12 protein-coding genes are annotated in these 15,698 nt (G+C 33.5%); all 12 read right to left on the reverse strand.

Features of this window, described 5'->3' with window-relative positions:
- Positions 1-3: 3 nt before the first annotated feature.
- From HYB91_RS06115 to HYB91_RS06170, 12 genes are read right to left on the reverse strand one after another with little or no spacing between them, the layout of a single operon-like run.
- The gene (locus HYB91_RS06115) at positions 4-1,074 is read right to left on the reverse strand and encodes a glycosyltransferase (protein ID WP_002678048.1); all 1,071 of its coding nucleotides are present in this window, start codon (positions 1,072-1,074) and stop codon (positions 4-6) included.
- A 37-nt stretch (positions 1,075-1,111) separates the two neighbouring features.
- Entirely contained in the window at positions 1,112-2,086 is a 975-nt protein-coding gene (locus tag HYB91_RS06120; protein ID WP_002678042.1) for a glycosyltransferase family 2 protein, read from the reverse strand.
- Between the two features lie 21 nt (positions 2,087-2,107).
- Complete coding sequence (locus HYB91_RS06125; protein WP_002678040.1) at positions 2,108-4,834, reverse strand: YidC/Oxa1 family membrane protein insertase; 2,727 nt, start codon at positions 4,832-4,834, stop codon at positions 2,108-2,110.
- The gene (locus HYB91_RS06130) at positions 4,831-6,045 is read right to left on the reverse strand and encodes a CDP-glycerol glycerophosphotransferase family protein (RefSeq protein ID WP_002678038.1); all 1,215 of its coding nucleotides are present in this window, start codon (positions 6,043-6,045) and stop codon (positions 4,831-4,833) included. The genes HYB91_RS06125 and HYB91_RS06130 overlap by 4 nt, the downstream gene beginning before the upstream one ends.
- Positions 6,046-6,071: 26 nt before the next feature.
- The gene (locus tag HYB91_RS06135) at positions 6,072-7,094 is read right to left on the reverse strand and encodes a glycosyltransferase family 2 protein (RefSeq protein ID WP_002678036.1); all 1,023 of its coding nucleotides are present in this window, start codon (positions 7,092-7,094) and stop codon (positions 6,072-6,074) included.
- Positions 7,095-7,096: 2 nt separating this feature from the next.
- Positions 7,097-8,416, reverse strand: coding sequence for a sulfotransferase family protein (locus tag HYB91_RS06140; protein WP_002678033.1), 1,320 nt, complete (start codon positions 8,414-8,416; stop codon positions 7,097-7,099).
- Entirely contained in the window at positions 8,404-9,837 is a 1,434-nt protein-coding gene (locus HYB91_RS06145; RefSeq protein WP_002678031.1) for a glycosyltransferase, read from the reverse strand. The genes HYB91_RS06140 and HYB91_RS06145 overlap by 13 nt, the downstream gene beginning before the upstream one ends.
- 25 nt (positions 9,838-9,862) lie before the next feature.
- The gene (locus HYB91_RS06150) at positions 9,863-10,870 is read right to left on the reverse strand and encodes a glycosyltransferase family 2 protein (protein WP_002678028.1); all 1,008 of its coding nucleotides are present in this window, start codon (positions 10,868-10,870) and stop codon (positions 9,863-9,865) included.
- The gene (locus tag HYB91_RS06155; protein ID WP_002678026.1) at positions 10,867-11,850 is read right to left on the reverse strand and encodes a glycosyltransferase family 2 protein; all 984 of its coding nucleotides are present in this window, start codon (positions 11,848-11,850) and stop codon (positions 10,867-10,869) included. Before HYB91_RS06155 ends, HYB91_RS06150 begins: the two co-directional genes overlap by 4 nt.
- Complete coding sequence (locus HYB91_RS06160) at positions 11,847-13,187, reverse strand: hypothetical protein (protein ID WP_002678024.1); 1,341 nt, start codon at positions 13,185-13,187, stop codon at positions 11,847-11,849. The genes HYB91_RS06155 and HYB91_RS06160 overlap by 4 nt, the downstream gene beginning before the upstream one ends.
- Complete coding sequence (locus HYB91_RS06165; protein ID WP_002678022.1) at positions 13,184-14,581, reverse strand: glycosyltransferase; 1,398 nt, start codon at positions 14,579-14,581, stop codon at positions 13,184-13,186. Before HYB91_RS06165 ends, HYB91_RS06160 begins: the two co-directional genes overlap by 4 nt.
- Complete coding sequence (locus HYB91_RS06170; protein WP_002678020.1) at positions 14,569-15,675, reverse strand: DegT/DnrJ/EryC1/StrS family aminotransferase; 1,107 nt, start codon at positions 15,673-15,675, stop codon at positions 14,569-14,571. The genes HYB91_RS06165 and HYB91_RS06170 overlap by 13 nt, the downstream gene beginning before the upstream one ends.
- Between the last annotated feature and the right edge of the window lie 23 nt (positions 15,676-15,698).

A 15,698-nucleotide genomic window follows, 5' to 3' on the forward strand; every position in this document is an offset into this window, starting at 1 on the left:
GTTTTAATCCTTTGTAATCTCTTTATATAAACTACGATAATTTTTCCACATAATATCCAAAGTAAAAAACTTTGAAAATTTTTCAAATGAAGCTTTTCCCGTTTTAGCCTTTTTTTCGTCATCTTGCAAGATAGCACCTATTGCCTCAACGGCACCGTCATCGGTTTCAATTAGAGCACCATTTGTAACATCAACTAACTCAGAAATTCCGCCTACATTTGATGCAACTATAGCCTTTTTATAAGCCATGGCTTCTATAATAGTCATCGGAAGCCCCTCATAGTTGCTAAATAAGACAAAAAGATCACAATACGGCAAAAGGCTTGATGCATTTGGATAGTCTCCAAGCAATAAAACATTGGAAGGGATAGAATAGTCCTTTTTTATCTCATCCATCGATTTTTCGGCAGAACCGCCGACCCAGACAAAGAGGTAATCTTTCATTACAGGATCTGAAGCAATAGATAAAAAACTTTCAAATCGTTTTTGCCTGGAAATACGGGCTATTGTCATAATAACTTTTTTATATGAAGAGGAGTCAAAAGGTTTCGGAGAATCAACAGAATTTAAACTTATACCATTGTAAATTGTCTTGATATTTTTAGTAATTTTTTCTTTATATAATTTTTTTTCGTCATATTTAGAAACTGCAACTATTGCACCGCAGAATCTTTGTAAAAAACGTTCAAGCGGTAAAAAAAATCTATGATGGAGACGGATGGAATCAAAACCGTGCACGGTATAAATTATTTTTTTTCTATATTTAAAGCCCGCAAGACGGCCTAAGGTTCCGGCCTTACTTGAATGTAGATGAATAATATCGGGGGCAAATTCATTAATTACCTTTTTTAGCTCAAAATAGCATTTCAAATCCGGTAACAATCTAATAGCCTTTATCATATTTTTAATCTTAAATTGAATAACCGAAGAACTTAAATTATCCCATAGATATCCGCCATTCATTGAAGCTACAGCTACTATGTTTCCTTCATCAGATGCCATATTGGCCAAAGAAATACATACGGTTTGAGCCCCGCCGAGTTCAGTGTTAGTAATTATGTGTAAGATTTTCATTACTTTACTTTATCTTAAAAATAAAATTATATAATAACTACTTAAATATTTTTAATAATAGACGAAGCGGTACACAACGAGCAACGAGTATTGCCATCCTATTAATAAATCTACCTTTTATGCTTTTATATAAAAAAAACTTATTTTGAATAAAAATTTTATTTATTTCTTTATCTTTTACATTTGACTTCAAATAAGCAACCAAATTCGCCAGATATAGATTCGCAATAAAAAAATTTGCTTCTTTTTTTACCAACGAATAATATTCAGCGTTATCAATTATCGTATCACGAACAATTTCAAAAGATTTTATTCTATCCATATTATAACTTTTATACCCTTGCATTACAGAATCATCACGTATCTGATAAATAAAACAGATACGTTTAGAATAATATGCACTATTTGATTTTGTAAAAGCGTTAACCATAAAAACTAAATCACCGCCTATTTTTATACCAACCGGAAAAAACAGATCATTGTCATAGATAAAATCTTTTTTGTAAATTGAACTGCAAATACAACAAGGCATCTTTTTTGAAAGAAAGTTCTTTTTTATACTATTGTCATTAAAGTGTCGTTTATCCAGTTGAGCGGATGAAACAATTTTACAAACTTGACCATTTCTTTCTACTTCATAACCAAAATTAAAAACATCTATATCGTTACTTCCTAATAACAACTGTTGAAAGAAGGCAAGAGTTCCGACAGGAATAGTATCATCACTATCTAAAAAATACAGATATTTACCTTTTGCACATTTTATACCTGTATTCCGTGCTCCACACTCCCCTTTATTTTCTTGATTAATAACAGTTATAAAAGGATACTTATTTGAAAAATCTTCAGCAATTTTTTTTGTAGAATCTTGAGAGCCGTCATTAACAATGATAACTTCAATACTGTGTTTCTTGCACTCAAACACTTGCTCGACCAAAACGGAAAGCAAATTATGCAAAAAACGTTCTGCATTATATGCAGGAATAACAATTGAAAGCAACATATTGTTCATAATTTTTGAATTCCTTTTTTACTATTCATTTATAAAAGCTTTTTTACTCCAACATTTCGGATCATACACATTTTCTTTTACATAAACCCAATCCGTTGCCGTAGTTTTAAACTGTGTCAATTTTAATTGATGGCCAGCCTGCCAATCACCGCCGTGCATAGCTTTTATAAGGATTTTATCTTGAGAAGATTTAAACGGTAAACCACTGAACGGATTTTTTTGCAATTCGGGAGCAAGTCCTTCTGTTGCTAAAATCGGAATATCGGCTAAGGTCATAAAGGTATAATCCTTTTGTAATGGGCCATCTGTGTTAAAATCTTTCATCATAATTAAAGGAATCAGACTTTCAGGAGAAATACCGGTATCGTCAAAGCCGTTTAAAAAACTCATATCGATTGTACGTATTGAAGATCTTCCATGATCGCCTGCGATGATTATCCTAGAATTATCCCAACAATCATTATCTTTTAAAAAACGGAAAAACTCAGCACAGGATTCATGTGCTAAATAATTTGCATAAAAATGTTCAGCTGTGTATTCGTTAAGACAATATTTTTTTGCAAGAGGAATAAGTTCTTCCCGCCGTATAAATTGTATATCGCTGTCCTTCGGCGGCTCATGCGTTGTATTGTTTACAATAATATTAAGACAGTCTCCCTCAGGTACAAATTCAACTTCTTTATATAAATTCTCAAGGGAAGAATATGCATCTATAAATAACATTTTAATATGATTGGATACATCAGGTGCCGTATAAGCACCGCTATTATAAAATACTTTTCTTACTTTTGAAGGCAATATCCTAAAAAAGGAAAAATAGAGCATGTTGCGTACAACAGGATTTGTCTCTTTGTCTCTTTGTCTCTTTGTCTGTTTGTCTATCCGTGCCAAAAAATCTCTGCTGTACTTTCCAGCCCCATCGATATTTTGAGCACGCATATCATATTTTGCAAATACGGATAAATCGGGTATCCATGAATAGTTTAGCCATGAGGGGTCCGTAAAGCTTACCAACCAATTATGTTCGCTGAACAGCCGCGGCAGCACGCTTAAGGCTTCATTATGTTTGTCAACCAATAATTCATTAGAGCGTTTATTTATGTTTTCCGGCGTATATTCATAGCCGCCGAAAAGAGACGGCGTACTCATATTGGTACTTATGCCGAAAGCTATGCTGTTTTCAAAAACGGTAAATCCCGTATATTCTTTTTTTACCAGATCATTATGTTCGAATACTGGGTCGATAAAAAAATTCATAGACCTGTCAAGCATCAAAATAAAAATATTTTTTCCGGTTTTCGAGACCCTATATACTTTGTTTACCTGTTTTTCATTGATTTCGCCAGCCAGCATACGCCGGTAAGATTTTTGAATTGAAATGCAAGAAAAACCTGTTATAACCAAAAAAGTTAAAACTACAATATTAAGAAGTGAAGGCAATAATTTTGAGAATTTTGAATATATTAAGGCGATTACTACGGCAAATCCTGCAATTATTGCCGCCATATTTACGGCAAAATACCGCATAGAATGTCTTAGTCGCGTTGCATCGTCAAAAATTAAAATATTACTGATATCACCGTAATTACCCGTAAAAATGAATGCATCTATAAGTGCCGCCGTGAGCAACAGTATCGCCGTATATGCAAAATATTTCTGTACATTTTTTGAAAAAAGTTTATATATGCACAGCAGCCAAAACAAACAGCCCAAACTTTGAATAAACGGATAATACAGAACATTTAAAGGATGTTTAAAGTTGCCAAAATTTGAAAATTCTTGCGCCGAACTTGCTATCGTTGCCGACGGAATAACCAATCCAATAAGAACACACAGCGCAATTGCTGCGGATAAAAAGATATAAAAACATTTTTTATCGTTGTTAAAAACAGATGCTGATCGCCTTTTTTCAAAAAAACAAAACAGCTTTTTAATTAACGGTATTACTACTATGCCAGCAGTTAAAAGACCTGAAAGAGCCGCAGGTCTTTTAGTTTCACTGATCGTCATTACGGTTGTAATGCTCGTTACAATTATCATGGCAATTACGGTAATTATATACCATGTTTTGCTACTTAATTTTACTTTATAAAAAATATTTTTTAATAGAGAAAACAGATTGTTAAGCGTCCAATAAAAAACCAATCCCGACGGCGAGTTATAAAGCAAAAGTAAAAAAATAAGAGCCGTAATGTAAAGCGTTAATTTGTCTTTCAATTCAAGCCCTTTTGTATATACGGCTGAAGCGGCTATATTTATAAGCGTCATTATAATAGGCAGAATATTTACCGAAATATTTCCTAAGCTAAGCAGCTTATCGGGAGAACCTAAATCGGTAAAAAATAAAAACGAGCTTTTAGCCATAATCGGTGAATCGGACAAAAGCTTATACGCCGCAATAAAAAAAGGAATCTGAATAAAGAGCGCGAACATACTGCGCAAAGCGTAGAGCGGATGATAATTGTTTTGACGGTAATATGTAGAAAGCATTAAATATCGTTCATCGCCTTTAAATACCGCCTTTATATCGGTAATTTTAGCTTTCATCTTTTTTTGAATGGCGCGCTCTTTTTCCTGCCATTGTTCGGCTACATTATACATCGGAAGACATATTATATTGATGCCGAGGCTTAACAGTACAATCGAAATACCGATATTGCCGTTTGTAATGATGTTCACCACAAAAAAGACAAATTCGACAAACAAGTAGACCGGGTAAATTAAAATCGTATACAAAAAATTTATCATATTGTTTTTATCTCCGTTAAAAAATTGTAAACCGCTTTTCCCGCACAACCTCTGTTTTGCCATGCAGTATCTTTAGCTTTCAGTCTATTTTCTTTGAGCGTTTCACTTTTACAAGCTTCGGAGATAATCTCTTTTATATGATCAAAGCTATTAGAGTTAAGCTCCAGACCTATTTCCTTTAAGACGGAAAACTTCCACGGAGTCTCTTTTAAATCGCCTGAATCATAAGGGCGATGATCGAATTCGTTGTTACAGTATAAGAACGGCTTATCAAAAAGAAAACAATAATCAAAAATAACACTGGAAAAATCGGAAATCATAATATCAGCTTTTGAAAGTGAATCGATGTTTTCAGAATTATAATCCCAAACAAAATTCGCGACATCTTTATATTTTTCCTCCAATCTTTTAAGCATATCGGGTTCCGAAGTCTTGCTTTGAGGATGCGGGCGGATAATAATATTCCAACCGGTTTCTACAAGCGGAGTAATTAATTGTTCGCCGTATTTTGATAAGATGCCGCTTGCGCCCCAAGAAGGCGCAATTAAAACTGTAAAATCGGAACTTTTTTCAGGCAAATTTTTTATTTTTTCGCTTAATACGTCAAGATAAGGACAGCCGACTACACGCAAGTTTTTTGGAGGAAGATTACGTAGGCTTTCCAGTTCACGAATTCCTTTTACCTGATACTCACCCGATAAAAGCACTGAATCAAAATAATCAAGACCAAAAAGCCGGTAACTTGTTGCATCATCAAGCGCATGAAGAATATGGCTATAATGCCTGACATGCTTTGAGCGTTTCAGCTGATATACGTCCAATCCCGGTGTCGTCATCAAACAAATATCAGCTTCAAGCATATTAAGACGAGCAAAAGCTTTGTTGCCTTTGCCGATATATTCGGGCTTTACATAGGTATAATGTTGTTCAAATACCGGATCATCTTCCGAAGATGTATAAAAAACAAGTTCTTTTTGATGTTCTTCAAACTCATTACATATAGGCAAAAACACATTCCAATAACGTTTACCTTCAGAATAAATTACAATGGTATTTTTATTACCGGAACCTTTTGCCTTATCTTTATATACAGCGACTTTTAGTTTGATAAAAGCGGTTTTCGCTACAAAATACAACGTTGTAATAAGACCTATCACAATGGAAAAAAGTATACTACCCGTACCCGGATCGATGTATAACAAAAGAATCATAATGCCTAATGTAAAAATGGGCAGCTTTATTTTTGCTGCGGCTTTTTATCATACCTCCTGATTATCTTTTTTATCATTTCACGTAATTTTTTAGAAATGTATCTTTTTATTACGGCTCTTATTTTATACATTACGGCATCACGTGTTACCGCCGGTTTTGTTTTATTAAAATACGGTGCAGCAGCCTCGGCACTGAAATAATCTTTAAGCAAATCAACTGCCATTTTTCTATCCGTTTTGTTCGTCTTCAGTAAAATAAGGTTATAATATACATACCGGATGTAATAGCTTTCTATATTTAAAATAGCCTCTTTATGTTCGGCAGCGTACGATTCAAAAAAAAATCTAAAACCATTTAAAATAGCCACAACCGAATCCAAGTCTTTTTGTATACTTGCAAGGTTTTTACGTGTATTTGATATACCGCTTTCATCATTGTAAATAACAAGAACATCGTCTATCGACGAATAACTTTTTGCATAGTATGCAATAATCACAGATTCATAAAAATCCTCACCCATCACGGCATGAAAGTCTGACATTTTACTAAAAGCATTTTTCAACAATTCTGTTTTATATGCTTTATTCCAAACAGTACCTGCACGGGGGTACCGATCATACACAAGTGAGCTAAAAAGTTTATCTACCGTTATGGCAGAATCGGGCACAGTGTTTTCATTTGCGTGAATAGAGTGATATCCATACTCAAGAACTTCAACGGAATTTTTACAAAGTGCATTATAAATAACTTCGACGGCATGAAGAGGCAATACATCGTCGCAATCTAAAAATAAAATATAATCACCTGATGCATTCAGGACGCCTGTTTTACGCGCCAAATAAAGCCCTTTATTTTTGGCGTGAGTCAGTACTTTAATACGCAAATCAGTTTTTGCATAGTCTTGCAAAAGAACTGGGCTTCTATCTGAAGAACAATCGTCAACGCATATGATTTCCAGATCGGTATAAGTTTGCCTTATAACACTGTCAAGAGTTTCGGGGATGTACTGTACTCTGTTAAATATGGGAATAACAATAGTGAATTTCATTTTTATCTTTTTTTGTATTTACAATATATAAATACAGAATACATATACTCAAATAAAAAACTACACAAAAACACTCCACATTTAATAAGACCTTTTATTTTTGTTTTTAGTGTATTGCGATGCGCCAAACTTTCGAATGCTTCTCCAAAATTTGTTATACCAAATAAAAATACAGGCAACTTGTGGTTATATTTAAGCGGTAAGTTTTTTTTACTTTGAACAGCATCTGCCGATTTTATACAATCCTCTATCGGTTTATTTGTGTCTACATTGATTTCCTTGCTATCGATAAAGTCATCAGGGAAATGATAGCAATACTCAGACAATTCATATTCTATTTTTAAAACATCATCTTTCCATTGAGGATAATTTTTAAATTTATAGGTATTTTTAATCGATTGAGCGGGATTAAAACATTTTAGTTTTTTTATATGATCTTTATCGGTAAAATTAAGAAAGCATTTGATTTCGTCCAGAGAAGTTTCATAATTAAAAATAAGGTCCTCAAAATGGAGCAATAGAACATTTTTATTTTGTACTTCTTGCTGTTGTGAAAAACGGATACCGCGATACCAGCGTATAAAGGTATCAACATCATCAGTTGGAATATACGATTCACCCCACGAACTTTTATTTAATACATACATGTCGCGAGGATCCCTGTCAACAATGATAACTTTGGTATCCGGTGCATAATTTAAATATGCCGATATATCATAGGCAGGGAAAAACTGATCAATTAAAATTTTTTCGCCGTCTACGTGAACTTCTATTTCTGCAATTAATTTACCTATATATTCTTGTGCTTTAAGATAAAACAAATCGGTAAAATGCGCATAGTAAGACTTATTTCGCATATGATAGGCAGGATGCCATGTATTCGGTTCAAAGAGCGAGTAACGTGAATATGAATATTCATTTAAGAAAACCTGTTTTGCTAAATTATAATACAGTAAATCTTCTTTTGAAAGTTTAATCGTATCTGTTCCTCGGTGCCAATTTCCTTGCCATTGAGCAATACAAATTGAATCGATAAAAGATTTGGAATGCCGTAGAAAATTGCCGTTGAAATATTTTTTGAATGAGCGCTGCTTATTCAACACATCCGCAAGTCTAAGAAACCGTTTTATAGCGAGGTCAGTCTTTAATCGATGGCCTTCGCGTAAGGCACTTTCCAAATCACGTATTCCATCCGGTTCATGTAAAAATGAACATTCAAATTCCGCACTTAAACTTTTTACACTTTCGAATTCTTCGATAATATTCGTTACCGCAGAGCTTCCTGTAGTACCATAACCCGTACATGTTATTATTTTAGGCATTTTTCGTCCTTAAAATGATTTTCCGACCGCTGCAATATAGCCGGTTGTGTAAAAAAACGGATCGGTAATGCAGGAATATAGAATAATAACCTGAGCAAATAGTATCCGACCAAAGCAAAATTCCTTATAGATGGTTTCATAAAAAAGGTACTTATCGAAAATCGCAATCTCTGTATAGCAAAATTAGGACACCAGATATAGGCTCTACGAATCTTTTTTACAGCTGTTGCTTTATCAATACGCCGAAATCCAGAATTACCTTTTTCAGGTAAAGAAGAAACAAGTTCATCAAACCGAATAACCGTGTTTTCTATAGAAAATTCTTTGATTTTTTTAATACAATTTTTTGACATCCTATCGTAAAGATCTTTATCGGTTAGCAAAGTTTTTATCTTTTCCGCATAATCATCGACATCCCAATCCGCTACTAAGCCGCAATTTCCATTATCGGCCAATTCTTCGGACGCACCCGCAACAGGTGTAGTTACAAATGGTTTTTCTAAAGTCATAGCTTCCAAAACAACGGTGGGGAAACCTTCGGCAAAAGATGAGATGCAAAGCATGTCTGCAATTTGAATATACGGCAAAGGATTTTGTTTATATCCTAAAAAAGATACAACTTCCGTCATACGCAACTCATTTACTAAACGTATTAAGTTTCCTTTTTCTTCTCCATCTCCTATAATAAGCACATGACAACATATATTTTCTTTTTGTAATTTTGCGGCAGCTTGTATAACAAGAGAGAAATTTTTACGCTTTTCTAATCGCCCTACGCAAGCCAAAATCGGATAGGTGTACCGCATACATTCATCGATGTTTACTTTTGATGCCTGTACTTTTGCATTTTCTATATCAAACGCATTATAAATTATTTTTGTTTTATTCAAATATTGAGGGAATATATCTTTTAATGATTGTAATGATTTATTCGATATTGTAACTATCCTATCAGCATAGTTCCATGCACTATCTTGCAGTTTTAAATTATATTTATCATTCAAAGACATGAGTTTCGGAGACAAATCGTAAATATCAGTATGAAACCAACTTATCGTCTTCTTATCAGGAAATGCTTGAATCATAAATGAAGGTATTTGGTAATTCCATGTAACAATGACGTCATACTCATCAAAACTCTTTATTGCACGTATTAAAACGGGATATTTTTCAATACAATACTGAGTAAAGTGTTTATTAAAACGGGACTCATGCGTACCATCTATAAGCGGCGTAAGCAATTTAATATTACTGCTAATAGGCTCTTGTTTTACATAAAAACCGACTATTTCCTGTATAGCTATTTCATATTTTTTAGTATCCAAATTATTAACAAGGGTTGTTAAAACCTTTTCGGCGCCTCCGCCGTTTGAATGAGTGTAGGTAATAAAAAGGAGCTTTGTTTTTTTTTGGTTATTCATTTTATTAAAAATACATCTAGACTTATCAGTTACTAGAAATACATACTTTATTCTTCCGTGCAACTATTAAACACACAAATCCATACGGTAATATATTCTTGATAAGCTGTTTAATATTATGCATAAGGAATCTCTTGAATATCGTTAATCTAATAGCATGATATTCATTAGGCAATTGTCTTATTACGAACATAATACTATGTAGTGAATTAGTCCAATACGCAAAATTAATATACAGTTCCCTAATATAATCTTTTACATATTGTACATATTGTTGTTCATTATTTTTTTCAAAAAATGAAACAAGATTTTTTTCAATATTTTGAAAACTTTCAATGATGCGTATGAGTTTCTCTCGGTTACTAAAAGTATTATTTGATGTAATACCAATATATCGAAAATAATTATAAAGCGGAATATCAATAAATTTTTTCTTGTTCGAAAAATATTCTATAATCACTGATTGATAGTAGTCTTCCGCATAAACTGCATAAGAATTGGAAATTGTATCGTAAATTTGTTTTAAAAGTTGTGCGTTATAGCACTTATTAACAAGATTATGTATAGCTTTATTCTGCAAAACATCTGCTAAAGTTTTATGCGTTTCATCTTCTAAAACCGAATGGTAAAGCGATTTTTCACAACCCAGTACATTATATATCCTAAACTGTACATAATCCGGTTCATCGATAAGACTATCAGACAGAATTCGTAAACCATGCACTTCTAATGAATCATCTGCATCCAAAAATAAAATATATTTCCCAGCCGCTTTCTCAACAGCAGTTTTGCGGGCTAAAAAAAGTCCTTCATTTATATTTTTCACGATATATTGTATTGATAAGCGGCTTGAATATTCCGCTATTATTTGATCACACTCCTCTGAACAAGGTGAACCGTCGTTGACAATAACCGTTTCTATTTTTTTTGTATCAAAGGTTTGATTTACTATAGAATCCAATGCACGAGGCAAATATGGTTCCGTATTATAAACAGGAATACAAATCGAAAATAAATAATCGTACATACTCATCTTCCCAACAAACGTTTTAGACCGTTAAACGGCTTTTTCAGCAACACCGCAAAAATATGCAAAGGACGATACTCCTGTTCATTTTTGACGATTTTTGTATGCAATGCATTTATCTCCTGCATCAATAAAGGTATCATACCGTCAGCACCAAACCGATTTTGTATAATATTGATAACTTCAGGCGAAGCAGTACGTTCCAAAATTTCCAAATAGATTGTGTTAAGATAACGCCGAACATACTGCATATATTCCGAACAATTTTCTTTTTCAAAAAACCAAAAAAGATTTTGAGTTATATTATTCAAACTTATGTCGATATTTTTTACCTTTTCAAGGTTATCATAATATGGAATATTGCTTATCCCCGTTGTCATTCGATAATTATAGAGGGGAATATTAATAATTTTTCGTGTTTTAATATGACATTCGATTATTACCATCTGATAATAATCTTCGCTAAATACAGCATAAAAATCCGGTAAAGAATCGTAAATTGGTTTTATAATATTCGCACTATAACACTTATTCCACAATGTATGATTAGCTTTTGATAATAACACATCAGTAATTTCTTTTGTCTTATCTTCTTTTGAAAAACGCCATATTTTTTTTTGCCCATTAGCATAAACCATATAATAGCCGAATTCTATATAATCAGGTCTACTGTTACTCAACTCTTTTGCCAATATTTTTAATGCGTCACATTCCAACCAATCATCCGAATCCAGAAACAAAATATAATCGCCCGAAGCATTTTGTACTCCAACTTTGCGTACACAATGAGGTCCTTTATTAGAATAATTATGAATTAGTTTTATTTTATCCGCAAATGCAGACAAGATTTGTGCCGAACCATCCGTTGAACCGTCATTAACACAAATAAGTTCATAATCGTCATAAGACTGATTTAAAACGGATAAAATAGCAACTTCAACGTATTTTTCGGTGTTATAAACAGGCATTATAATCGAAAATTTCATATATTACCTCTTCGAGAATAAAAAAAACAAAAAGTAAAAAATATAAATTCAAACGGAAAAAGCGGTAAATATATGCACAGTTTAATAACGCCTTTACATTTTAATTTTTTGGTTTTGCGCACTTTAAAACTTTTTATCGTTGATACAAAATGGGTAGCATTGACAATAAGAGAAAATGTTTTTTTTGTATATTCTTGCGGTAATTTTCCATGATATTGCACATATTCAGAAGCTTTTTGAATATCCCCAATAAAAATGTGCGTATCAGGGAACTCAGGTATCGATATCGGAGGATAGTTTTCAAAAGGAAAACAAAATTCCTTTAATTCATTTTCTATTTTTTTTATATCTTCTTTAAGCGCCGGATATCTTTTATAAACTTGAGTGTTTACAATTGATTTCGCAGGATCAAAATATTTCTTTTTCCATGCATGTTCCTCTGTTGTTAATCCCGTAAATGTTTTTATCTTTTCAAGTGAAGCATCATAATCATATATAAGAGATTCAAAGGAAAGAAATAACGCCCTATCTTTCCATTCGGTGTTTATTTTGTGTCTTTCAAAACGAGTAGCACGATACCAGTTTATAAATTCATCAACATCTGAAGGAATAAACCCCACTCCCCATTCACTTTTATTTACCGAATACAAATCACGAGGGTCTTTATCTATTACCAGTATTTTTATGTAATCAAAATACCGGCTATAGTTACCGATGCTGTATGCCGGCAACAACTGGTCAAAGACTACATATTTTGTTGAAATAGGAAGATTTGAAAATACATTTGCTATATATTGTTTTGCTTTTTCATAAAAGTCATCTTTTTTAAAACCGTAGTAATATGGTGATACAGGGTGATAAGAAGGAGTCCAGCTGTCAGGCTCATAACTGCTAAAATGTTTTTTTTCGTATAGTTTTTCAAAAAATAGTTGAGCAAAAAAATAACGCCAATATTCTTTTGCAGATATTTTTTTTGTTTCCAGCGAGCGGTGCCACCAGCCGTTCCATTTACAATCAATGATTGATTTAATAAATTCTTCTGCAGAAGAATAAAATAAATTGCCAAAATATTTTTTATAATAGTATTCATTCTGTAAGTTTTCAGCTAAAGTTAAAAAACGTTTTATCGCTAAATCCGTTTTTAAACGATGCCCTTCCGTAAAAGCTTTTTCCAAATCAAAAAGCCCATCAGCCTCATGCAGAAAAGTACATTCAAAACCATTACCAAAACTCGTTACGGAAGAAAACTCTTCCAAGATATTTGTTCCGGCAGAACTTCCCGTTCCGCCAAAACCTGTTGATGTTAAAATACTAAAAGGTAATGCCTTGTATTTCATAAGGAATCCTTTCGTAATAACACTTTTTTTGCTGTACATATTCTTACCGGAGTACAAAGTATGTAGCGGAACAAATTCAAAATATGATAACCTAAAAGCATAAAATGATAAAGAGTTTTACGGGAGGCAAATCTTGTAATTGAAAACTTTATCCTTTTTATTATTTCATCGGGGTGCCACACATATACAGCTTTTACTTTTTTAAAGGCTTCTTGTTTTGAAAGACAAGAAATTTGTATATCCTTTTTCTCAGGTAAAGAGGCAATAAGAATATCAAACTGCTTCACAGTATTTTCTATAGAAAATTCTTGTATTTTTTTAATACAATTTTCCGACATTCTATCATAAAGAGTCTTATCGGTTAATAACATCTTTACCATTTCAGCATAATCGTCAACATTCCAGTCGGCAACCAAGCCGCATTTTCCGCCGTCAGCCAGTTCTTCAGAAGCCCCTGCGACGGGTGTTGTTACAAAGGGCTTGCCTAAAGCCATAGATTCCAAAACAACAGTAGGAAAACCTTCTGCCAGTGATGACACACATAACAATTGTGCCCGGCTGATATAAGGTAAGGGGTTTTGCTTATAGCCTAAAAAAAAGACTGAATCAGTTATACCCGATTCAGCCGCTAATCGCATAAGCGATTCTCTTTCTACCCCTTCGCCGATGATAAATAAAACACATTTAACATTCTCTGTTTTCAATTTTGCAACGGTTTTTACAGGAAGTGAAAAATTTTTATTTTTATCTAATCGTCCTGCGCAAACTATAATCGGTAAATAACAGTTTTCATAAATGTCTTCAATTTTTTCGCTTGCTTTTATTTTTGAAATTTTTGCATCGAACGCATTATAAATTATTTGCGCTTTGTGCATATATTCCGGAAAAACGGTTTCCAGAGACTGCAGCGATTTATGTGAAATCGTAACGACCTTATCAGCAAAGCCCCAAGCGTTTTTCTGCAGATTGTACCTACTTTTGACAGCAGCTAAATTATCTGAAATATCCAAATCATCAATAGCTCCGTGAAACCAGGCTATCGTTTTTTTTTCGGAAAAAGCAGGAAGCATAAATGATGGTAATTGATAATTCCATGTAATTATAACATCGTATGCATCAAAATTATTCAGAGCTCTGATAATTTCCGGTTTTTGTTCAAGGATATAGTCTAATACCTTAATTTTATAATCTCGATCATTACAATGGTAAAGCGGTGGGAGTAATTTAATATTTGAATTTACAGGTTCACATTTAACATCATACTTTACTATTTCAAAAATAGAAATATCGTATCTTTCCGCATCCAAATTATTAACAAGCGTTGTTAAAACCTTTTCGGCTCCGCCTCCGTTCGAATGTGTGTAAGTAATAAAAAGAAGTTTCAGTTTTTCCATTCGTTTACTTTTTCAATTACGTAATTAACTTCCTCATCGATTAATAAAGGGCTCATCGGAAGACTAACCACTTCTGCATGTATTTTTTCACTTATCGGTAAGTAAAGATGAGAAAACTCTTTATATGCTTTTTGTTTATGGGGCGGAGTCGGATAATGAATAACCGTCTCTATTCCACAATCTTTTAAATAATTAATGAAGGTTTTTCTGTTTTGAACTCGAACGCAATAGATATGCCACACGTGTTCTTCTTTTTGGTGCAGTTTAGGTAAAATAACAGCTTTATTTTTTATTCCGGCATTATACATCGCTGCGATTTGACGGCGGCGATTATTGTCCGCATCAAGTCTTTGCAGTTTTACCGAGAGCACGGCGGCCTGTATTTCGTCAAGACGGGAATTTTCTCCCTTATATTCGTGCACGTATTTTATACTTGACCCGTAATTTGCCAGCTTTCGTACGACATCTGCAAGTTCGTCATAATCAGTTGTAACGCAGCCGCCGTCGCCTAAACAGCCCAAATTTTTACCCGGATAAAAACTAAAACCTGCGGCATCGCCGAAAGCTCCGCTTCGTTTTTCGGTTTGTTTTGCGCCGTGTGCTTGAGCCGCATCTTCAATCACTTTTAAGTTGTGCTGCTTTGCAAAGGCAGTAATAGCCTCCATATTACAAAGTCTGCCGTATAAATGCACCGGCATAATAGCCTTTGTTTTTGAACTTATCTTATCTTCTATTTTTTTTACATCAATTAAATAATCGTCAATATCCGGTTCTACAAAAACAGGCGTCAAATTTTCGGCACTCACTGCAAGAATAGTAGCTATAAAAGTGTTTGAAGGAACAATAATTTCATCACCTTCTTCAAAAACACCAAGCAACTTGTAAGCACGGAGAATCAATTTTAAAGCTTCAAGACCGTTTCCTACGCCAATGCAATACTTAACTCCGCAAAATTGTGCAAAGTTTTTTTCAAATACTTTACATTCCTCGCCATGAACATACCAGCCGTTTTTTACAACTTTATTTATTTTTTGAGAAAGAACCGGTTCAAAACTTTCAGTTATTTTTTGCAATGATAAAAAAGGGATATACATACTTACCTCGATATTTGATTTTT

The sequence above is a fragment of the Treponema sp. B152 genome (genome assembly GCF_024181665.1).
GTDB lineage: Bacteria > Spirochaetota > Spirochaetia > Treponematales > Treponemataceae > Treponema_B > Treponema_B denticola.

Bases quoted from the DNA above. Each gene is read 5' to 3' on its own strand.
- HYB91_RS06155 (WP_002678026.1), bottom strand. From the start codon at position 11,850: ATGAAATTTTCGATTATAATGCCTGTTTATAACACCGAAAAATACGTT.
- HYB91_RS06145 (WP_002678031.1), bottom strand. From the start codon at position 9,837: ATGAATAACCAAAAAAAAACAAAGCTCCTTTTTATTACCTACACTCAT.
- HYB91_RS06150 (WP_002678028.1), bottom strand. From the start codon at position 10,870: ATGAGTATGTACGATTATTTATTTTCGATTTGTATTCCTGTTTATAAT.
- HYB91_RS06165 (WP_002678022.1), bottom strand. From the start codon at position 14,581: ATGGAAAAACTGAAACTTCTTTTTATTACTTACACACATTCGAACGGA.
- HYB91_RS06125 (WP_002678040.1), bottom strand. From the start codon at position 4,834: ATGATAAATTTTTTGTATACGATTTTAATTTACCCGGTCTACTTGTTT.
- HYB91_RS06135 (WP_002678036.1), bottom strand. From the start codon at position 7,094: ATGAAATTCACTATTGTTATTCCCATATTTAACAGAGTACAGTACATC.
- HYB91_RS06160 (WP_002678024.1), bottom strand. From the start codon at position 13,187: ATGAAATACAAGGCATTACCTTTTAGTATTTTAACATCAACAGGTTTT.
- HYB91_RS06115 (WP_002678048.1), bottom strand. From the start codon at position 1,074: ATGAAAATCTTACACATAATTACTAACACTGAACTCGGCGGGGCTCAA.
- HYB91_RS06140 (WP_002678033.1), bottom strand. From the start codon at position 8,416: ATGCCTAAAATAATAACATGTACGGGTTATGGTACTACAGGAAGCTCT.
- HYB91_RS06170 (WP_002678020.1), bottom strand. From the start codon at position 15,675: ATGTATATCCCTTTTTTATCATTGCAAAAAATAACTGAAAGTTTTGAA.
- HYB91_RS06120 (WP_002678042.1), bottom strand. From the start codon at position 2,086: ATGAACAATATGTTGCTTTCAATTGTTATTCCTGCATATAATGCAGAA.
- HYB91_RS06130 (WP_002678038.1), bottom strand. From the start codon at position 6,045: ATGATTCTTTTGTTATACATCGATCCGGGTACGGGTAGTATACTTTTT.